Source organism: Falsiroseomonas sp. (assembly GCF_051860665.1).
In the GTDB taxonomy this organism is placed as follows: domain Bacteria; phylum Pseudomonadota; class Alphaproteobacteria; order Acetobacterales; family Acetobacteraceae; genus Falsiroseomonas.
On record NZ_JBHYDM010000017.1, the window covers coordinates 12,854 to 32,368 of the forward strand.

Annotated in this window: 19 protein-coding genes; 7 read left to right on the forward strand and 12 right to left on the reverse strand. The window is 69.9% G+C overall.

From position 1 onward, the window contains the following. Positions 1 to 37: 37 nt before the first annotated feature. Positions 38 to 1,339, reverse strand: a complete 1,302-nt coding sequence (glyA, locus tag ACTIF1_RS16890) for a serine hydroxymethyltransferase (protein ID WP_439597614.1) — start codon at positions 1,337 to 1,339, stop codon at positions 38 to 40. Further along, on the reverse strand, positions 1,336 to 1,797 hold the full coding sequence (rpiB, locus tag ACTIF1_RS16895) for a ribose 5-phosphate isomerase B (RefSeq protein ID WP_439597615.1): 462 nt from the start codon (positions 1,795 to 1,797) through the stop codon (positions 1,336 to 1,338). The genes glyA and rpiB overlap by 4 nt, the downstream gene beginning before the upstream one ends. Positions 1,798 to 2,033: 236 nt before the next feature. Here rpiB and ACTIF1_RS16900 point away from each other — a divergent pair, with 236 nt between their 5' ends. Genes ACTIF1_RS16900 through ACTIF1_RS16910 form a run of 3 tightly spaced genes read left to right on the forward strand, consistent with a single transcriptional unit; the run spans position 2,034 to position 4,608 of the window. After that, the gene (locus ACTIF1_RS16900; RefSeq protein WP_439597616.1) at positions 2,034 to 3,329 is read left to right on the forward strand and encodes an O-acetylhomoserine aminocarboxypropyltransferase/cysteine synthase family protein; all 1,296 of its coding nucleotides are present in this window, start codon (positions 2,034 to 2,036) and stop codon (positions 3,327 to 3,329) included. After that, complete coding sequence (gene hemB / locus ACTIF1_RS16905; RefSeq protein ID WP_439597617.1) at positions 3,326 to 4,330, forward strand: porphobilinogen synthase; 1,005 nt, start codon at positions 3,326 to 3,328, stop codon at positions 4,328 to 4,330. The genes ACTIF1_RS16900 and hemB overlap by 4 nt, the downstream gene beginning before the upstream one ends. Next, the gene (locus tag ACTIF1_RS16910; protein WP_439597618.1) at positions 4,327 to 4,608 is read left to right on the forward strand and encodes a hypothetical protein; all 282 of its coding nucleotides are present in this window, start codon (positions 4,327 to 4,329) and stop codon (positions 4,606 to 4,608) included. The genes hemB and ACTIF1_RS16910 overlap by 4 nt, the downstream gene beginning before the upstream one ends. Before the next feature lie 3 nt (positions 4,609 to 4,611). On the opposite strand, the gene ACTIF1_RS16915 is transcribed toward ACTIF1_RS16910, so the two are convergent. The 3 genes from ACTIF1_RS16915 to ACTIF1_RS16925 all read right to left on the reverse strand — a co-directional run bounded on the left by ACTIF1_RS16915 (position 4,612) and on the right by ACTIF1_RS16925 (position 7,754). Further along, a complete protein-coding gene (locus ACTIF1_RS16915) occupies positions 4,612 to 5,598 on the reverse strand; it encodes a Bug family tripartite tricarboxylate transporter substrate binding protein (RefSeq protein WP_439597619.1) in 987 nt (328 codons plus the stop codon). 100 nt (positions 5,599 to 5,698) lie between these two features. Further along, entirely contained in the window at positions 5,699 to 6,517 is an 819-nt protein-coding gene (locus ACTIF1_RS16920) for an alpha/beta fold hydrolase (protein ID WP_439597620.1), read from the reverse strand. Between the two features lie 28 nt (positions 6,518 to 6,545). Next, complete coding sequence (locus ACTIF1_RS16925; RefSeq protein ID WP_439597621.1) at positions 6,546 to 7,754, reverse strand: CaiB/BaiF CoA transferase family protein; 1,209 nt, start codon at positions 7,752 to 7,754, stop codon at positions 6,546 to 6,548. Positions 7,755 to 7,901: 147 nt separating this feature from the next. Here ACTIF1_RS16925 and ACTIF1_RS16930 point away from each other — a divergent pair, with 147 nt between their 5' ends. Then, positions 7,902 to 9,413: an aldehyde dehydrogenase family protein gene (locus ACTIF1_RS16930; RefSeq protein ID WP_439597622.1), complete on the forward strand. Its 1,512-nt coding sequence runs from the start codon at positions 7,902 to 7,904 to the stop codon at positions 9,411 to 9,413. Positions 9,414 to 9,432: 19 nt separating this feature from the next. Here ACTIF1_RS16930 and ACTIF1_RS16935 read toward each other — a convergent pair whose 3' ends face one another. The 4 genes from ACTIF1_RS16935 to ACTIF1_RS16950 form a co-directional block, all read right to left on the reverse strand. Beyond that, entirely contained in the window at positions 9,433 to 9,879 is a 447-nt protein-coding gene (locus ACTIF1_RS16935; RefSeq protein ID WP_439597623.1) for a hypothetical protein, read from the reverse strand. Between the two features lie 150 nt (positions 9,880 to 10,029). Continuing rightward, on the reverse strand, positions 10,030 to 10,416 hold the full coding sequence (locus ACTIF1_RS16940) for a hypothetical protein (RefSeq protein ID WP_439597624.1): 387 nt from the start codon (positions 10,414 to 10,416) through the stop codon (positions 10,030 to 10,032). Positions 10,417 to 10,458: 42 nt separating this feature from the next. Further along, positions 10,459 to 10,836: a hypothetical protein gene (locus ACTIF1_RS16945; RefSeq protein ID WP_439597625.1), complete on the reverse strand. Its 378-nt coding sequence runs from the start codon at positions 10,834 to 10,836 to the stop codon at positions 10,459 to 10,461. A 19-nt stretch (positions 10,837 to 10,855) separates the two neighbouring features. Beyond that, positions 10,856 to 11,254, reverse strand: a complete 399-nt coding sequence (locus ACTIF1_RS16950; protein WP_439597626.1) for a hypothetical protein — start codon at positions 11,252 to 11,254, stop codon at positions 10,856 to 10,858. A gap of 393 nt (positions 11,255 to 11,647) precedes the next feature. On the opposite strand from ACTIF1_RS16950, the gene ACTIF1_RS16955 reads away from it, so the two are divergent. From ACTIF1_RS16955 to ACTIF1_RS16965, 3 genes are read left to right on the forward strand one after another with little or no spacing between them, the layout of a single operon-like run. Continuing rightward, positions 11,648 to 13,987 (forward strand): penicillin acylase family protein, encoded by a 2,340-nt coding sequence (locus ACTIF1_RS16955; RefSeq protein WP_439597627.1) that lies wholly within the window; start codon positions 11,648 to 11,650, stop codon positions 13,985 to 13,987. A gap of 19 nt (positions 13,988 to 14,006) precedes the next feature. Next, entirely contained in the window at positions 14,007 to 14,486 is a 480-nt protein-coding gene (locus ACTIF1_RS16960) for an RDD family protein (RefSeq protein ID WP_439597628.1), read from the forward strand. 38 nt (positions 14,487 to 14,524) lie between these two features. Continuing rightward, complete coding sequence (locus tag ACTIF1_RS16965; protein ID WP_439597629.1) at positions 14,525 to 15,301, forward strand: arginyltransferase; 777 nt, start codon at positions 14,525 to 14,527, stop codon at positions 15,299 to 15,301. 3 nt (positions 15,302 to 15,304) lie between these two features. On the opposite strand, the gene ACTIF1_RS16970 is transcribed toward ACTIF1_RS16965, so the two are convergent. Genes ACTIF1_RS16970 through recO form a run of 3 tightly spaced genes read right to left on the reverse strand, consistent with a single transcriptional unit; the run spans position 15,305 to position 19,510 of the window. Next, complete coding sequence (locus tag ACTIF1_RS16970) at positions 15,305 to 16,432, reverse strand: alpha/beta hydrolase (protein WP_439597630.1); 1,128 nt, start codon at positions 16,430 to 16,432, stop codon at positions 15,305 to 15,307. Between the two features lie 57 nt (positions 16,433 to 16,489). Continuing rightward, on the reverse strand, positions 16,490 to 18,733 hold the full coding sequence (gene parC, locus ACTIF1_RS16975; protein WP_439597631.1) for a DNA topoisomerase IV subunit A: 2,244 nt from the start codon (positions 18,731 to 18,733) through the stop codon (positions 16,490 to 16,492). A 33-nt stretch (positions 18,734 to 18,766) separates the two neighbouring features. After that, complete coding sequence (recO, locus tag ACTIF1_RS16980; protein WP_439597689.1) at positions 18,767 to 19,510, reverse strand: DNA repair protein RecO; 744 nt, start codon at positions 19,508 to 19,510, stop codon at positions 18,767 to 18,769. Between the last annotated feature and the right edge of the window lie 5 nt (positions 19,511 to 19,515).

Consider the following 19,515-nt stretch of genomic DNA (forward strand, 5'->3'; position numbering starts at 1 on the left):
TTTCGGGACGTCGTGGGAAGGGGGCGGCGCATCCGTATCAGCCGTAGATCGGGAAGCGGCGGCAGAGGTCGAGGACGCGGGCCTTCACCTGGGTCTCGATGGCCTCATTGGCTTCCGGGCTGTTCGCCTGCGCCAGGCCGTCCAGCACCTCGCCGATCATCTGGCCGACCTGCTTGAACTCGGCCTCGCCAAAGCCGCGGCTGGTCGCCGCCGGGCTGCCGAGGCGGACGCCGGAGGTCACCATCGGCTTCTCCGGATCGAAGGGGATGCCGTTCTTGTTGCAGGTCAGGTGGGCGCGGTTCAGCGCGCCCTCCGCCGCCTTTCCGGTCAGCTTCTTCGGGCGGAGGTCGACCAGCACCAGATGGTTGTCGGTGCCGTCAGTGACGAGGTCGAGCCCCTGTCCCTTCAGCTCCGCCGCCAGGGCCTTGGCATTGGCCACCACCTGCTTCGCATAGGCCCGGAATTCCGGGCGCAGCGCCTCACCGAAGGCGACCGCCTTGGCGGCGATCACATGCATCAGCGGGCCGCCCTGCAGGCCGGGGAAGACGGCGCTGTTGAATTTCTTCGCCAGTGCCTCGTCATTGGTGAGGATCATGCCGCCGCGCGGGCCGCGCAGGGTCTTGTGGGTGGTGGTGGTCACCACATGGGCATGCGGCAGCGGCGAGGGATGCGCCCCGCCGGCGACCAGCCCGGCGAAATGCGCCATGTCCACCATCAGATAGGCGCCGACCTCATCGGCGATGGCCCGGAACTGGGCGAAATCCCAGTGCCGCGCATAGGCGGAACCGCCAGCCACGATGACCTTCGGCTTCGTCTCCCGCGCGATGCGGGCCACTTCCGCCATGTCGATGCGCTGGTCGTCGCGGCGCACCGTATAGGGCGCCACCTTGAACCACTTGCCGGACTGGTTGGCCGGCGCGCCATGGGTCAGGTGGCCGCCCGCGGCGAGGTCCAGCCCCATGAAGGTGTCGCCGGGCTGCATCAGGGCGAAGAAGACCGCCTGGTTGGCCTGGGCGCCGCTATGCGGCTGGACGTTCGCAAAACCGCAGTCGAAGAGCTTCTTGGCGCGCTCGATCGCCAGCGTCTCCGCCACATCGACCACCTCGCAGCCACCATAGTAGCGGCGGCCGGGATAGCCCTCCGCATACTTGTTGGTCAGCACCGAGCCCTGCGCCTCCAGCACCGCCTTGGAGACGATGTTTTCGCTGGCGATCAGCTCGATGCCGTCCTGCTGGCGGATCAGCTCGTTCTGCAGGGTGGCGGCGATCTCGGGGTCCGTCTCGCCCACGCCGGCGGAGAAGAAGCGGGCGGGGGTCATCGCCGGAGTGGTCTCGTTCATGCGGGCTGGCTCCATCCGGGGCTGAGCTTCAGGACGCGGCGGTCATGCCGGCCGCCTTCATAGGGCGTGGTGAGGAAGACGTTCAGCGCATCCAGCGCCACCTCGGCGCCGATCATGCGGGCGCCCAGCGCCAGCACATTGGCATCGTTGTGCTGGCGCGTCAGGCGGGCGCCGGTCGCGTCATGCACCAGGGCGCAGCGGATGCCGGCATGGCGATTGGCGGCGATCGAGATGCCGATGCCGGTGCCGCAGACCAGCACGCCGAAGCGGGCGGTGCCTTCCAGCACCGCGCCGGCGACGGCGGCGGCGAAATCCGGGTAGTCCACGCTTTCCGGCCCATGCGTGCCGAAATCCAGCACCGGATGGCCGGCGGCTTCCAGCGCCGCGCGCAGCGTCGCCTTCAGGCCGATGCCGGCATGGTCCGAACCGAGGGCGATGGGCGTGGCGGCGGGGGTCATGCCGAGCCTGTTACCACTTCCGGTGGCCGCCAGGAACCACTGCCGCCATATCTTGCGCCGCAATGCCGCCCTCGGCATGCCGCATGGCAAAGCCTGCCGCCGCTGCCGTGCAACAGGAGAAACACGCGCTGCGGCAGAGGCGAAACAAGGGTGCAATCCCTCCGCCTTGCCTCCGCCCCCCCGGACGTGGAACGGATGCGCCCAAGGCAAAGGCCTGGGGACAGGAGAGACAGAACATGGCGTCGTCCGAGAATCCGGAGACCATCGCACTGCATGCCGGCTGGCGGGCGGATCCGACCACCGGCTCCGTCGCGGTGCCGATCCACCAGACCACCAGCTTCCAGTTCCAGGACACCGGCCACGCCGCCCGCCTCTTCGGCCTGGCCGAGATGGGCAATATCTATACCCGCATCATGAACCCCACCGTGGACGTGCTGGAAAAGCGCGTGGCGGCCCTGGAGGGTGGCGTGGCGGGGCTGGCGCTGGGCTCCGGCCAGGCGGCGACCACCTTCTGCGTGCTGAACCTGTGCGAGGCGGGGGACAATATCGTCTCCTCCACCGATCTCTATGGCGGCACCTGGAACCTCTTTGCCAATACGCTGAAATCCTTCGGCATCGAGGTCCGCTTCGTCGATCCGGCCGACCCCGAGGCCTTCGTCCGCGCGACCGACGACCGCACCCGCTGCTGGTATGCGGAGACGCTGCCGAACCCGAAATTGCAGGTCTTCCCCATCGCGGAAGTGGCGGCACTGGGCCGCAAGCTCGGCGTGCCGCTGATCATGGACAACACGGCGGCGCCCATCCTGTGCAAGCCGCTGGCGCTGGGCGCGGCGGTGGTCATGCATTCCACCACCAAGTGGATCGGCGGCCATGGCACCAGCATCGGCGGCATGGTGGTGGATGGCGGCAATTTCGACTGGGAGGGGAATGCAGCGCGCTTCCCCACCCTGAACAAGCCGGACCCCAGCTATCACGGCGCGGTCTGGACCCAGGCGGTGAAGCCGCTCGGGCCGATCGCCTATATCATCCGCATGCGGGTGATCCTGCTGCGCGACCTCGGCGCGCCGATGGCCCCGATGAACGCCTTTCTGACATTGCAGGGGCTGGAGACGCTGCCGCTGCGGATGGAGCGGCATTGTGCCAATGCCATCAAGGTGGCGGCCCACCTGGCCGCGCATCCCGCGGTGGCCAGCGTGACGCATCCCAGCCTGATTACCGGCGAAGCCAAGCGCCGGGCGGATGCCGCGCTGAAGGGTGGTTATGGCAGCCTGATGGGCTTCGAGCTGAAGGCGGGCGCCGAGGCCGGAAAGAAATTCATCGAGGCGCTGAAAATGTTCTACCACGTCGCGAATATCGGGGATGCGCGGTCGCTCGCCATCCATCCGGCCACCACCACGCATAGCCAGCTCTCGGCGGAGGAGCAGAAGGCCTCCGGCGTCAGCCCCGGCTATGTGCGCCTGTCCATCGGCATCGAGCATATCGACGACATCCTGGCCGACCTCGACCAGGCGCTGGCGGCCGCCGCGGCATGACCGGCTACCCCGCGATCCGTCCCCGCCGCAACCGGGTGGATGCCTTCACCCGGCGCATGGTGGCGGAGAACAGGCTTTCGGTGGATGACCTGATCTGGCCGATCTTCCTGATCGAGGGACAGGGCATCGAGACCGAGGTTTCTTCCATGCCCGGCGTGAAGCGGGTGACGCTGGACCGGCTGGCGGCGCATGTGGCGCCAGCCGCGGAGCTCGGCATCCCGGCCATCGCCATCTTCCCCGCCACCAATCCGGAGCGGAAGGATGGCGAGGGGACGGAGGCCAAGAACCCGGAAAACCTGATGTGCAGCGCGGCGCGGCTGCTGAAGAAGGAATTCCCGGATCTCGGCCTGGTCGGCGACGTGGCGCTCGACCCCTATACCGAACACGGCCATGACGGCGTGCTGCGGCCCGGCCCGGGCGGCATGTATGTCGCCAATGACGAGACGGTCGAAATTCTCACCATCCAGGCGGTGATCCAGGCGGAAGCAGGCATCGACATCATCGCGCCGTCGGACATGATGGACGGCCGCATCGGCGCCATCCGCAGCGCGCTGGACGCGAAGGGGCTGATCCATACGCGGATCATGTCCTATGCCGCGAAATACGCCTCCGCCTTCTATGGCCCCTTCCGGGAGGCGGTGGGCTCCGGCGCTTCGCTCAAGGGCGGCGACAAGAAGACCTACCAGATGGACCCCGCCAATACGGATGAGGCGCTGCGCGAAGTGGCGTTGGACCTGGCGGAGGGTGCGGATATGGTCATGGTCAAACCGGGCATGCCCTATCTCGACATCGTCCGCCGCGTGAAGGAGCGCTTCGCCGTGCCCACCTTCGCCTATCAGGTGTCGGGCGAATACGCGATGATCATGGCCGCCGTCCGCAATGGCTGGCTGGACCATGAGCGGGCGATGATGGAGAGCCTTCTGGGCTTCAAGCGTGCCGGCGCCGATGGCGTGCTGAGCTATTTCGCGGTGGAAGCCGCACGGAGGCTGCGGGCGGGGTGAGCGAACTGGCGGAGATCCGGGCCCAGCGGGCGGAGGTGGAGGCGCTGCTCGCCTTCCGGCACGCGGCGCCGGGGCCGGAGAAGGCGCTTGCCTGGTGGCGGCTGCACCGGGCGCGGGGGGCGCGGCCGGGCACGGCCAGGCTGCCACCCCTGCCCGCCCCGCCGCCCGGCAGCTTCTCCGCCCTACAGTCGCTGGCGCTGCGACTGGGCTTGCTCCGCATCGAGTCGGCCAGGCCGCCGCGCCATATCCGCCGGGCGATGCGGCCGCGGCAGGGCTGACGCCTACTCCACCTGCATCCGCAGCTCGCGCACCAGCGGGCGCACGGCGGCGATCTGCTCGTGCACCGCGGCGCCGAATTCGGCCGCGCTATTGCCGCCCGGTTCCGCGCCCAGCTCCGCGATGCGCGAGGCCAGCTGCGGATAGCGGGCCGCGGCGGCGATCTCCGCATTCAGCCGCGCCAGCACGGGCTCCGGCGTCCGCGCCGGGGCAAAGAAGCCGTTCCAGCCCAGCATCTCGGCGCTGGCAAAACCCTGTTCGCGCACCGTGGGCACATCCGGCAGGGCGCGCGCCCGGCTCGCCGCCAGGGTGGCGATGGGCTTCAGCGCGCCGCTGCGCACATGCTGCAGGGAGGAGGAGAGCTGGTCCCCGCCAAAGGCGATGCGGCCGGCCAGCATCTCCTGCACCAGGGGCGCGGCGCCGCGGAAGGGCACGTGCTCCATCTGGAAGCCGCCGTCGCGCTTCACCACCTCCCCGATCAGATTCATCGTGCTGCCGGGGCCGGTCGAGCCATAGAAGGGCGGCGTGGGCTGCGCCTTCGCCCAGGCGACGAACTCCGCCAGGTTGCGCGCCGGCACCTGCGCGCCCACCAGCAGCAGCATCGGCACATTGGCGCCCAGGCTGATGGGGGCGAAGTCGCGCTCCAGCACATGCGGCGCGCGGCCGACGAATTCCAGCGCGGCGGTGGTGGTGGAGAAGGTGAGGTTGTGGAACAGCAGGGTCTGCCCATCCGGCGCCGCCTTGGCCACCACATCCGCGCCGATGGAGCCGCCGCCGCCGCCGCGATTCTCCACCACCACGGAAACGCCCAGCGTCTCCGTCAGCCGCTGCGCATAGAGCCGCGCCAGGATGTCCGTGGTGCCGCCCGCCGGGAAGGGCACGATGATCCGGACCGGGCCGCTGGGCTGCCAGGCCGGGGCCTGGCCCTGGGCCAGGCTGGCGGCCACAAAGGGCGATCCAAGGGCGGCCAGCATCAGGTTTCGGCGCTGCATGACGCTGTTTTCCTCCCGCTTCGCCCCTTTGGCGGGGCGTTTGCCCGGCAAGGCTAGTGAAGCGAAGGCCGCGGCGTCAATCATCCATGCCAACGATCTCTCAGCCCAGGAAGGCGAGGATCCGCGCCACCTGGTCCGGCGCCATCAAGGCGGGCGCATGGCCAATGCCCGGCAGCGTGGCGAGTTCCACCCCCGGCCGCTGCGCCATGGCGGCGGCGGTCGATTCCTCCAGCACGTCGCTTTCCGCGCCGCGCAGGATCAGCACCGGCTGGCGCACCGCCTGCCAGACCGGGCGCAGGTCGATCGGCCCGATCCCTTTCCCCTCCTGGGCCTCGGCCAGCGGCACGGCGATGGCCGGGTCGTGATGCAAGGCGAGTCGTCCATCGGCCCGCATGCGCGTGCTGGTCTCGGCCATGTGCCGCCATTGGGCGTCGTTCAGCCGGCCGAAGGGGGCATGGACCTTGCGCAGATAGGCCTCGAACCCGGCCAGGTCGGCCTGCGCCGGCGCCTCCGCCAGATAGGCGGTGATGCGCCGCAGGGCCGCGGCGGGCACCAGGCTGCCGACATCGTTCAGCACCAGGCGGCGGATCGGCGTGCCGGGGGCGGCGGCCAGCAGCATGCCGCAGATGCCGCCCAGCGAGGTGCCGACCCAGTCCACCGGCCCCTCCAGCCGCGCCAGCAGATGCGCCAGCGCCACCACATAGGCGGGCGGCGCATAGGCGCGCGGGTCGGGCAGCCAGTCGGAGTCGCCGCGCCCCGGCAGATCCGGGCAGAAGACCCGCCGGCCCTGCCCGGCCAGCGCCTGGGCCAGCACGTCGAAATCCCGCCCATTGCGGGTCAGGCCATGGACGCAAACCACCGGCGCGCCCTCCGCCGGTCCCCATTCCGTCCAGGCCAGCTGGTGGAAGGCCGCACCCATAAGGTAGTGCAGCCTTCCCGCCCGCATCTCAGACCACACCCTTGGCGCGCAGCGCGGCGATTTCCGCCTCGCCCAGGCCGAGCAGGCCGGAGAGCACCTCCTCCGAATGCTCGCCGAGCTGCGGCGGCGGCACGCGGTAGTCGGCCGGGGTGGAGGACAGGCGCACCGGATTGGCGATGACCTCCACCGTGGCGCCGGAGGCATGCGGCATCTCGACCACCACCTTGCGGGCCTGCACATGCGGGTCCGCAAACACCTTTTCCAATGTATTGATCGGGCCGCAGCCGATCTTGGCCGTCTCCAGCGCCGCGACCCATTCGTCCGTGGTGCGGGACTGCATCACGGGCGTCAGCGTCTCCGTCACGAACTGGCGGTTGGCGACGCGCGCCGCATTGGTCGCGAAGCGCTCGTCGCCCAGCAGCGCCTGCTGGCCCGTCACCTCGCAGAACCGCACGAAGGTGGGGTCATTGCCGACGGAGAGCACGATATGCCCGTCCTTCGTCGGAAAGACCTGGTAGGGCACGATATTCGGGTGCTGGTTGCCCAGCCGCGGCGGATTCTCCTTGGTCGCCAGGTAGTTCATGCCCTGGTTCGCCAGCCAGGCCACGCTGGTGTCCAGCATGCCGATATCCACCTGCTGGCCCTGGCCGGTGCGTTCCCGGTGGCGCAGCGCCGCCAGGATGCCGATGCAGCCATAGAGGCCGGCGAAGAGGTCCGCCACCGGCACGCCCACCTTCTGCGGCAGCCCATCCGGCTCCCCGGTCAGGGACATGACGCCGCCCATGGCCTGGATCAGCGAGTCATAGCCCGGGCGTGGCGCATAGGGGCCGGTCTGGCCGAAGCCGGTGATGGAGCAGTAGATCAGCCCGGGAAATTTCTGGGCCAGCTGCTCGAAGCCGAGACCATACTTGGCCAGGGCGCCGACCTTGAAGTTCTCCACCAGGATGTCGCAGCCATCCAGCAGCTGCATCACGATCGCCTGGCCCTCCGGCTTGGCGATATCCAGCGTCAGCGACTTCTTGTTGCGGTTGACCCCCAGGAAATAGGCGCTTTCCTCCGTCTCCGGCCAGACCGGCGGGGCGAAGCCGCGGGTATCGTCGCCGGAGCCCGGCTTCTCGATCTTGATGACCTCGGCACCCAGGTCCCCCAGCATCTGCGTGCAGGTGGGGCCCGCCAGGACGCGCGTGAGGTCCAGAACCCTGAGGCCGCGCAAGGGTCCGCTCGGCGCCTTCTCCATGGTCAATCCAGTCCCTTCCCAATCTGTGGCCGAGCCGGGCATTCCCCGGGGCATTGCCGCCCGGCGCCCGGCACCGCATCCTGCGGCCATCGGGCGCCAAGACTATGGCGGCCGCTTATAGTGCCGTGTTCCCGCGGGAGGAAACCCATGCTCGACCTGCCCCACAAGACGCCCGAGGCGCCGACCACCGACCCCTTCGCCCTGGCGCGCGCGCTGTCCGGCGTGCATCTGATCGGCGGGCGCTATGTGCCGGCGCGCTCCGGCAGGACCTTTGCGGTGGTGAATCCCGCCACCGGGGAACAGGTGGCGGAGGCCGCGGAAGGCGATGCGGCGGATGTGGACGCCGCCGTGCAGGACGCCGCAAAGGCCCAGAAGGCCTGGGCCAAGGTCCCGGCCCGCAAGCGCGGCGCCCTGGTGCATGCCTGTGCAGCGGCCATCCGCGCCCATGTCGATGAGCTGGGCCTGCTGATCGCGCTCGAGACCGGCAAGGCGCTGCGCACGGAATCCCGCGTCGAGGCCAATGTGGTGGCCGATGTCTTCGAATTCTTCGGCGGCCTCGGCGGCGAGCTGAAGGGGGAAAGCGTGCCCTTCGCCCCCGATGTGCTCTCCGTGACGGTGCGGGAGCCGCTGGGCGTGGTCGGCGCCATCATCCCCTGGAACGTGCCGATGCTGCTGATGGCGCTGAAGGTCGCGCCCGCTTTGGTCGCCGGCAATGCGGTGGTGGTGAAGTCGGCCGAGGAGGCGCCGCTCGCCGTGCTGCGGATCTGCGAGATCATGAACCGCATCCTGCCGCCCGGCGTCTTCAACATGGTCTCCGGCATGGGCCCGGAATGCGGCGCGCCGCTGGTCGCCCATCCGCTGGTGAAGAAGGTGACCTTCACCGGCTCCGTCGAGACCGGGAAGATCGTGGCCCGCGCAGCGGCCGAGAAGCTGATCCCGGTCACGCTGGAGCTCGGCGGCAAGTCGCCGATGATCGTCTTCGCGGATTGCAATTTCGAGAAAACGGTCGCCGGCGCGCTGACCTCCATGCGCTTCACGCGCCAGGGCCAGTCCTGCACCGCGGCCAGCCGCATCTATGTCGAGCGCCCGATCTTCGACCGCTTCGTGGCGGAGATGAAGCAGGCGGTGGACAGGATGGTCATGGGCGACCCGCTGGACGAGAAGACGGACATCGGCACCATCGTCAGCCAGGGTCAGCTGGAAAAGGTGAAGGCCTTCATCGAAGAGGGCAAAAAGACGCCCGGCGCCACCGCCCATGTCTGCTCCGCCATGCCGACCGACCCGGCGCTGAAGAAGGGGCTCTTCGTGCAGCCCGTCATCTTCACCGGCCTCGATGGCAGCTCCCGCCTGGTGCGGGAGGAGATTTTTGGGCCGGTCACCGTGATCCAGCCCTTCGACGATGCGGAAGCGGTGCTGGCCGAGGCGAATGACAGCGAATACGGCCTGGCGGCCTCGCTCTGGACCAACAACCTGAAGATCGGCCTGGACCTGGCGCATCGGCTGGAGGCGGGGCTGGTGCAGATCAACCAGAACCTCGTGGTGCAGGCGAACCTGTCCTATGGCGGCGTGAAGTCCTCCGGCCTCGGCAAGGAAGCCTCGCTGGAATCGATGCTGGAGCACTTCACCCACAAGAAGACCATCATGGTGAACATGGGCTGAGGCCGCGCCGCCTGGCGGGCTACCGCGTGCAATAGGGGTGAAAGGACGTGCCCCGCATCGTGACGGTGGTGGCCACCACCGGGAAGAGCGAAATGTGGCAGGCATGGACGATATTGAAGCCCGTGTCGGAATAGGCGGAGACACGGACGCCGACGGCACCGGCCGGTGCCGTGACGCAATGCCGCTGCCCCAGCAGGAAGTTGCTGCGCGTGATCAGCTTGATGACGGGCAGCCCGGAGCGCTGAAAGGCATCGATATCGATGCTGCCGACATAGCCGCCGCGGTGATCGACACAGATCTCGATCGGGCGATCGCTGGGCTGCGCCAGAGCCGGGCCGCTGGCGGCAAGCAGGGCCGCCAGCGCGGCGATGCGGCCGGCGCCGCGCCAGGAGGATGCGTCGCCTGGCATCACCTCCGCCCCATGCGTCACGGAACCCGGCCCGCGCGGCGTCTGTCGATTTGGCATGTTCGATCTGGACCTTCTTGCAATGCTGCGCTTCGGCGCGAGGTGACGCGGTTTCGGCCGGGCCGCTGTGGGGCCGGGTCCATCCCTGAACTGGCCGCTACGGGACCATGGACGGCGTGGCGTTCACGCGGGCAGGCGTGATGAAATCCGTCAGCGGCTGCAATGGGCCTGCAGCGAGGTCCCGCCCATGGTGATGGTGGTGGGCACCACGGGCCGGATGGTCAGCTGGCAGGCCTCCCGCCCGCCGACGACGGAGAGCACCACCCGCACCTCCCAGGTGCCGGCCGGCGCCGTGCCGCATCGTTGCTGCCCCACGGGCACGGAACTGTCGCTGAGGATGGCCTGGGTGTGCAGCCCGCCCCCTTCGATATAGTAGCGCGCAGTGATCAGCATATTGGCGACATAGGCGCCGCGCTGCTGGATGCAGATCCGCACCGGCGTGCCGTTCACCTCCTGCGCCACAGCCGGCGGCGCGGAGGCGGCCAGGGGCGCGAGCAAGGCAGGCAGCATCAGGCAGCGCATCAGGTGGCGGGGCATGCGGCGTCTCCTGTTCTTGGGGGGAATCGGGTTGCTTCGCGCCTATTGCGTGCAGTGATGCTGCAGCGTGGTGCCATGCGCGGTGACGGTGATGGCGCGCACCGGCTGCACCCGCACCCGGCAGGCCTCCACGAAGTCGGACCCGTTGAAGACCCGCACCAGGATCTCGACCTGGGTGGTGCCCTCCGGCGCATTCACGCAGAGCCCCTGCATCACCGGGATGCCCGCCTGCAGCCCGAGGGTGCGCGCCTCCGGCCGCCCCGAGGCGCCCGGCACCATGCCTCGGATCTGCGTGCTGATGACGAAGCCGCCGCGGTTCTGGACGCAGAGGCGATGCTCCTGCGCCGCAGCCTCGCCTGGCAGGGCGCCGGCCAGCAGCAGGGCCAGGGCCGCGGGGAGGACGGCAGGGTGACGCGGCATGAAGCTCTCCTCTCGCATCCTATTGGGTGCAGTGGCTGTTGAAGGTGGTGCCGCCGACGGTGACGGTGGCCGTGCGGACCGGGTCGATCGTCACCTCGCAGGCCTGGCGCCAGCCGAGGCCGGTATGCAGCTGGACCTTGACCACCACGCGATCGGTGGCATCGGGCATGGTGGCGCAAAGCTCCTGCAGCGCCGGCAGGCTGGCGTTGCTGGCGACCAGCCGCAGCGTCCGCGCGCTGGTCGCCCCCGTCGGCACCGGCTGGCGGGCATGGATCTCGGCGGCGATGACGAAGGCGCCGCGATTGGCGACGCAGATGCGCGCCGCGCCCGCCTGCGCCAGGCCTTCGGCCGGCAGTGCGGTGGCCAGCAGCAGCGCCAAGGCGGGACAGGCGGCGAGGCCTGCAAGAGGGCGAGCCATGGAACCTCCTTTGGTAGGCCTCAGCGGGTGCAACTCGGGTGGGCGCCCCGCAGCGCCGCCGGGGCGGGTCATGCGGGGATCCTCCTGAGCGAAGCAGGAAGGCACGCAGCAATCAGGACAGATACAAAGGCCCGCAAGGCTTCATTGCTCCAAAAAATGCAATCCCCGCCCGGATCTCTGCTCATTCTTGGAACACGCCATTGGTTCTTCTGTGCTGGATTTCGGTTACTGCATTAACATCCGGGCCGTTACGGGGAAGCAAGTCCATTCCGATGGGCGCGATAGGCTTTGGCTGCATCACATGTCTTGCCTTCGGCGCCACGAAACAGCCCGAGCCGGTCGCTCTCCCGGCCCTCCCTTCCCTTCCCCGCCCATCCGGTCCATCTGGCGCCCATGCGCTTCCTCCTCCGCCTCACCGGGCGTCTCCTCCTGCTGGTCGTGCTGCTGGCCGGCCTCGCCATCGCCTTCGCCGCGGCGGTGGTCTTCACCTCCCTGCCCGATGCGCGGGAGGAGCTGGCGATCCCCAGCCTCTCCGCCCCCGTCGCCATCACGCTGGACGCGCAGGGCATCCCCCGCATCCGGGCGGAGACGGAGCGCGATGCGGCCGTCGCCATGGGCTACCTGCATGCGCGGGACCGCATGTTCCAGATGGAGGCGATGCGCCGCAGCGCCGCAGGACGGCTGACGGAACTCGCCGGCCCCTCCGCCCTCAGGCTCGACCGCATGTCCCGCACCCTCGGCCTGCTGCCGCGGGCGGAGGCCGACCTCGCCGCGCTCGATGCCGGCACGCGGGACATGCTGGTGGCCTATGCGGAGGGGGTGAATGCGCTGATCGCCGCCCGCGGCCGTCTCGCCGCGCCGGAGTTTCTGGTGATTGGCGAGCCGGAGCCCTGGCGGCCGGAGCACTCCCTGCTCTGGGGCAAGGTCATGGGCCTGTGGCTGTCCGGCAATTGGCGGCGGGAGCTGGAGCGCGCTGCCCTGGTCGAGGCCCTTCCGGCGGAGAAGGTCGAGGATCTCTGGCCGCGGGATGGCAGCGCCGGCCGGCCGGATCTCGCGGCCCTGCCCAGCGCGCCCCACCTGGCGCGGGTGCTGCAGGCGATCCCGGTCTTCGGCGAGGATGCGCCGCTGCCATCCTCCGCCTCCAATGCCTGGGCGGTGGGCGGGCGGCGCAGCGCCAGCGGCGCGCCGCTGCTGGCGAATGACCCGCATCTCGGCTTCAACGCGCCGATCCTCTGGTACCTGGCGCGCATCGACCTGCCCGATGGCCAGTTCCGGGCCGGCGCCACGGCGCCTGGCGTGCCGGCGATCGTCATCGGCCGCAACCAGTCCCTCGCCTGGGGCTTCACCACCACCCATTCGGATACGCAGGACGTTTTTGTGGAGCGGCTGGCGGGGCCGGATGCCTATCTGACGCCGGAGGGGCCCCGGCCCTTCCTGGTGCGGGAGGAACGCATCGCCGTGCGCGGCCAGGCCGAGCCCGAGATCCTGCGGGTGCGGGAGACGCGGCACGGGCCGGTGATCTCGGACCTCGACGGGCTGGCGGCGGCGGAAGGGCATGTGCTGGCGGTCGCCATGGCAAATCTCCAGCCGGATGACACGGCCGCCGCCTCCCTGCTCGCGCTGAACCGCGCCACCTCCATCGCCGAGGCGCGGCAGGCTGCCGCGCTGTTCAGCAGCCCACCGCAGAACCTGATGGTGGCGGATGCGGCCGGGCGCATCGCGCAATACCTGGTCGGGCGCACACCGATCCGCGCCAGCGGCGATGGCAGCCTGCCGGCGCGCGGCTGGGACGGCAGCATGGACTGGACCGGCTTCGTGCCCTTCGACGCCATGGCGCATGTGGAGGACCCGGAAAGCGGCCAGATCGCCAATGCCAATTCCCGCCCGGCACCGGCCGACCACCCGGTCTTCCTCGGCCGCGACTGGTATGGCGACTGGCGCCTGCGCCGCATCCGGCAATTGCTGGCGGCGCGGCCGCAGCATGACGCGGCGGGTTTCGCGGCCATGCAGAACGACGTCACCTCGCTTCTGGCGCAGGCGCTGCTGCCGGTGCTGCGCGCCGTGCCGCCGCCGGCCGGCCTGCCCGCCCGCGCCCATGCCCTGCTGGCGGACTGGAACGGCGAGATGCGCGCCGATCTGCCGCAGCCGCTGATCCACCACGCCTGGCTCGCCCGCTTCCGACAGCTGGCGCTGCAGGCCGGCGGGGCGCCGGAGGGCACCGCGGGCGGGCCGGAATTCCTGGAACGCCTCCTGCTGGACCCCGCCCGCGGCGCCGCCTGGTGCGGGGCGGAGGGTTGCGGACCCCTGCTGGCCCGCGCGCTGGGCGAGGCGGTGGCGGAGCTCGAATCCGCTCAGGGCAGCGACCCGGCCGCCTGGCGCTGGGGCGCGGCCCATGTGGCGAGCTTCGAGCACCCGCTGCTGCGCTTCGTCCCTGGCCTCGCCCAGCTCACCCGCCTGCAGGCCGGCACCGGCGGCGACAACGAGACGCTGTCCCGCGGGGGCATGCGCGGCACCGGCACGAATCCCTTCGCCCACCAGCACGGCGCCGGGCTGCGCATGGTGGCGGACCTGGCGGATCCGGAGGGGACGCTGGCCATCATCGCCACCGGCCAGTCCGGCCATCCGCTTTCCGATAATTTCGCAAGCCTGCTGCAACGTTGGACAAGCGGGGACGTTCTGCGCCTGGGTCGGCAGCCTGAAAACGAGGCGGGGTCCATCCGACTGACCCGATGAGACACTCCGGAGAGGTGCCGTGCAGGCCACCCCTGATGAATTCGATGGCGTGCTGCGGCGCCGCCTGGCCGCCTGGGCGGTGGATGCGCTGCTGCTGCTGATCCTGTCCTGGCTGGTCTGGGGCGGCGCGGCGCTGCTCGCCATGCTGACCATCGGCCTGGTCGGCGGGCTGCTGCTGCTGCCCTGGGCGCTGCTGCTGCCGATTCTCTATGGCACGCTGTCGATCGCCTCCCCGCTCTCGGCCACCCCGGGCCAGGCGCTGATGGGCCTCGCCGTGCGGTCGGAGCTGGATGGCAGCGCGCCGACGCTGGGCCAGGCCTTCACCTCCACCACCCTCTATGCCCTGTCCTGGGCCGCGGGCGGCGTGCCGCTGCTGGCGCCGCTGTTTTCCCACCGCCGGCGGACGCTGCACGACCTTTTCTCGGGCACGCTGGTGCTGCGCAGTGCGACACTGGCCCGGCGTTCCTCCACACAGGGTCTTGCCGCCGAGGATGGTTGATTTGCGGCCGGCTTGCGCGGAGACTATGGCCCGAAAACATGCTGCACCGCCCCGCACGTCGCCCCCAGTTCTTCTATACGACCGCGCCTCTGCCCTGCCCCTACCTGGCCGGGCGGACCGAGCGGAAGATTGTCACCGAGCTGGCGGGGGCGGAGGCGGAGACGCTGCATGACCGGCTCTCCCGCGCCGGCTTCCGCCGCAGCCACAATATCGCCTATTCGCCGGTCTGCCCCGGCTGCCGCGCCTGCATCCCGATCCGCATCGTCGCAGGCGATTTCTCGCCGGACCGCACCCAGCGCCGCATCTTCCGCCAGAATGCCGACCTGCTGACGGCGGAACTGCCGGCGCGGGCCAGCGCCGAGCAATTCGCCCTGTTCCAGCGCTACCAGGGCGCCCGCCACGGCGATGGCGACATGGCGGCCATGGGCTTCTACGACTATCGCGCCATGGTGGAGGACACGCCGATCACGACCGGCATCGTGGAGTTCCGCGAACCAGGTGGCCGTCTGGTCGGCGCCTGCCTGACGGACTGGCTCTCCGACGGTCTCTCCGCCGTCTATTCCTTCTATGAGGCGGAGGCCGGCAAGCGCAGCCTCGGCACCTATACCATCCTCTGGCTGGTGGCCCGCGCCCGGGCGCTGGGCCTGCCCTATGTCTATCTGGGCTATTGGGTGCCGCAGAGCGCCAAGATGTCCTACAAATCCCGCTTCCGCCCCAGCGAGACCCTTTCGGGCGGTGTCTGGCGCGTGCTGGCCGAGCACCAGGACCATGCCGCGGCCCTGGCGCCGGAGGAGAAGCTGACCGTCACCGGCTGAGGCTCACGCCAGCACGGCATGCCGGCTGCGCTCGGCCTCCTGCTGCTGTGCCGCCTCCAGCATCTTGAAGGGCGGCTTGCCGCCGGACAGCAGCGCGGCCAGGGCGGCGCGGGCCTTCAGATCGTTCCGGTACCACTGGTGCTGCACCACGTCCCATTCCGTGCCGCCCTTGGCCAGGATGCGGTCGCGCGAGCCCCAGTCCAGCCCCGGAAAGCAGTCCACCACCACCACCTGCGAAGGCAGGCTGGCGAGGCTGGTCGGGCCGTAATGGCCGAGCCGCCGATTGCCATTGGCGATCTGGCTGGCGACCGACAGGGTGCAGTCCTGGCTGATGCAGACCGTCACCTGCTCCACCATCTGCGGCAGCAGGCGCAGCGGCTGGCCGGGCTCGAAGCTGGTGGCGGGGACATCGGCGCTGACCAGCGCGGCCTGGGCGAAAAGCCCCTCCAGCTCGCGGGTCAGCAGGCCGTTGTTCATCGCCTCCAGCCCGCAGGCCAGGGCATGGTTGCCCATGCTGTGGGCCAGCAGCGCCACGCGCGGACGCCCCGCCCGCTCCCGCGCCCGCCAGATCTCCCGGATCAGCCGGGCGAGCGCGGGGGCGGAGGCCGTCGCATCCCGCTGATCGTCCAGATACTGCGCCCGCAGCCCCTCCTCGGCCGCGAAAAGCCGCGGGTCCAGCACCCGTCCATCCGAGGGCCAGGAGAAGACCAGCGGCGCGAGGGCCAGCTTCTCCGCCTCATAGAACTCCTCGATCTGCGCCGCCCGCTGCAGCGCATCGGCAAAGCCGTTGGAGAAGCCGTGGATGTAGAAGACCGGCACGGCGCCGCGCGCGGCGGCACTCGCAAACCAGTCATCCAGCAGCCGGGCGCAGCTGCCGCCGATCGGGTCGCCAAAGTCGTCCTCGCCGGCGATATCGGGGGCACGCAGCAGGGCGCGCGGCGCCTCCGTGTCGATCGGGTCGCCGACCCATCCAACCTCCGCCCTGCCGAGGTAAAGGCGCTGGGCGGCGCCGGGGACCAGGTCCGCATCCTGGGCGAAACCGTCCGACAGGCGCGGGCGGTTGGTGGCGAAATGCAGCACGGTGCTGGCGCGCTTGGCCTTCGGCGCCGCAGGCTTGCCCGGCTTCGGCATCTCCGCCCCCTTCTGGTTCCGGGGGCGGATCGGATCACGCGGCGGGGGCGCTGTCCATCAGACTCCGAACTTGCGCGACTTCGGGAAGCGGTCGGGCGGCATCTTGCCCGCCCCCGCGCGCTGGCCGGCCCAGGTGCGGAGGTCCGTCTCCGTCTTGACCCCGGCGCCATAGCGCCAGGCGAGGCCCTCCTTGGCGGCGAAGACCTTGGCGTCGTTCAGCGTGGCGCCGTCCTTCAGCTGCATCAGCTGCACGCCGCGGCCGCGCGTCATCTCCGGCACCTGGGACAGCGGGAAGACCAGCAGGCGGTTGTTGCTGCCGATGGTGGCGACGCTGTCGCCCTCCGCCGGCACGCAGAGCAAGGCCTCCACCGCCGCATCCACCACCAGCACCTGCTTGCCGGTGCGCTTCTCCGCCAGCAGCTCCTCCCCCTTCACGACGAAACCCTTGCCGTCGGTGGAGGCCAGCAGGAAGCGGCGGCCTTCGCGATGGACAAACAGAGTCACCACATCGTCGCCATTGGACAGGTCCAGCAGCAGCCGCACCGGCTGGCCATCGCCGCGGCCGCGCGGGATGGCATCCGCCTTCACGGTATAGGCCTTGCCGTTGGTCGCCAGCACCACGATGCGGTCCGTGGTCTCCGCATGCAGGGCGTATTTCAGGCTGTCGCCTTCCTTGAAGCGCAGTTCCGCATCGGCGCCGAGATGGCCCTTCTGCGCGCGGATCCAGCCCTTTTCGGAGAGGATGATGGTGATCGGCTCGCGCTCGATGAAGGCGGTCTCGTCCACCACGGCGCCGGGCTCGATGGTGCCGGGGATGGTGCGGCGCTTGCCCAGCGCCGTTTCCTCGCCGAATTTCTTCCGGGTCTCCCGGATCTCGTCGGCGATGGCAGCCCAGCGCTTGGCATCGCTGGACAGCAGGCCGCGCAGCTTCGCCTGCTCCTTGCTGAGCTTCGTGTGCTCCCGCCGGATCTCCATCTCCTCCAGCTTGCGCAGGGCACGCAGCCGCATGTCGAGGATGGCATTGGCCTGGGTCTCGGTCAGGCTGAAGGTGGCCATCAGCGCCTCCTTCGGCTTGTCCTCCTCGCGGACGATGCGGATCACCTCGTCCAGGTTCAGGTAGACGATCAGGTAGCCGTCGAGGATCTCCAGCCGCCGGGCGATGGCGGCCAGGCGATGCTCCGACCGCCGCACCAGCACCACATGGCGATGGTCGAGCCAGCAGCGCAGCACCTCCCGCAGCCCCATCACGCGCGGGGTGCGGTCGGCGTCCAGGACGTTCATGTTGAGAGGAAAACGGGTTTCCAGCTGGGTGTGCCGGAACAGCGTCTCCATCATCATCTTCGCGTCGACGGCCCGCGACTTCGGCTCCAGCACCAGTCGCACCACATCCGTGGATTCGTCGCGCACATCGCCGAGCAGCGGGAGCTTCTTCTCCTCCATCAGCGCCGCGATCTGCTCGATCAGGCGCGACTTCTGGACCTGGTAGGGGATTTCGTGGACCACGACCTGCCAGGTGCCGTTCTTCAGCGGCTCGACCGTCCATTGCGCGCGCAGCCGGAAGCCGCCGCGGCCGGTGGCATAGGCCTCCCGCATCGATTCCGGGCTTTCGACCAGCAGGCCGCCGGTCGGGAAATCCGGGCCCTTCACATGCGCCAGCAGGTCATCGATGCCGGCCTGCGGGTTGTCGATCAGCACCAGGGCGGCATCACACAGCTCGCCCGCATTGTGCGGCGGGATGGAGGTTGCCATGCCCACCGCGATGCCGGCCGCGCCATTGGCCAGCAGGTTCGGGAAGGCGGCCGGCAGGACCAGCGGTTCCTTTTCCTCGCCATCATAGGTGGCGCGGAAATCCACCGCGTTTTCCTCGATGCCTTCCAGCAGCGCCTGGGCGATCTCGGTCAGCCGCGCCTCGGTGTAGCGCATGGCCGCGGCGTTATCGCCGTCGATATTGCCGAAATTGCCCTGGCCCTCGACCAGCGGATAGCGCGCGGCGAAATCCTGCGCCTGGCGGACCAGCGCCTCATAGATGCTGCTGTCGCCATGCGGATGGTACTTGCCCATCACGTCGCCGACGATGCGGGCGCATTTCTTGAAGCCGGCGGCGGGATCCAGCTTCAGCTGGTGCATGGCGTAGAGCAGCCGCCGATGCACCGGCTTCAGCCCGTCCCGCACATCCGGCAGGGACCGGCTGACGATGGTGGACAGGGCATAGGCCAGGTAGCGCTCGGACAGCGCATCGGCCAGCCCGGTTTCCCGCATATTGCCGCCCTCGGGCGGCAGGCCCTTGATGTCGTCTGGCATTGGCGCTGATTCGTGCTTTGTTCAGGGTGGTGTCTAGACCGGCGGCTCGGGTGTTACCAGCGCCGCCACCCGGTCCGCCAGCATCTCCCGCGCCGCGGGCAGGCCGCGGTTGTGGACGCCGAAGACGTCGCGGGCCAGGAAATGGCCGGTCAGACGCAGCCCCGCCGCCCAATCCGCGGGGCCGGAAGGCCCCTGCCCCAGCAGGAAGGCCGGCAGCGGCAGCAGCCGGTCGCGCCATTCCCCGGCCGCGGCTTCCGAGACGGCGCGGCCGGATTTCGGCGAGACGAAGGTCAGGTCGTCATGGCTGCCGGTGACGGCGCAGGCGGAGAAATCCAGGCCGTAGCCGAGATCGGCCAGCAGATCGGCCTCCCACCGCACCAGGTCGGGCAAAGCGAGGTCGGTGCCGCGCGCCAGGGTCGCGATGAAGGCGACCAGGCCGTGGAAGATGCGCGGATGCGCCTCCCGCTCCGGCAGCGCGGCCTCCGCCACGGCGCAGGCGGAGCGAAGCGCGGCGAGTGCCAGCGGGTCCTCCATGGCCAGCGCCGCGGCGGGGTGGACCAGCTCCGCGCCCAGCGCGCCGAGCTGTTCCGGCAGGCGCGCCACCCAGCGCGCCTCCACAAGGTTGCCCGGCTGCCACAGCGCCGCCTGGCCGCGGGAGGCGCCGCCCTTGGCGAGACCGGCGTGGCGGCCGTGTTCCTCCGTCAGCAGGGTCGCGATGACGCCGCCCTCGCCATGCGGACGGATGTCGAGGATGACGGCGGGGGCGGTCCATTCGATGGTCA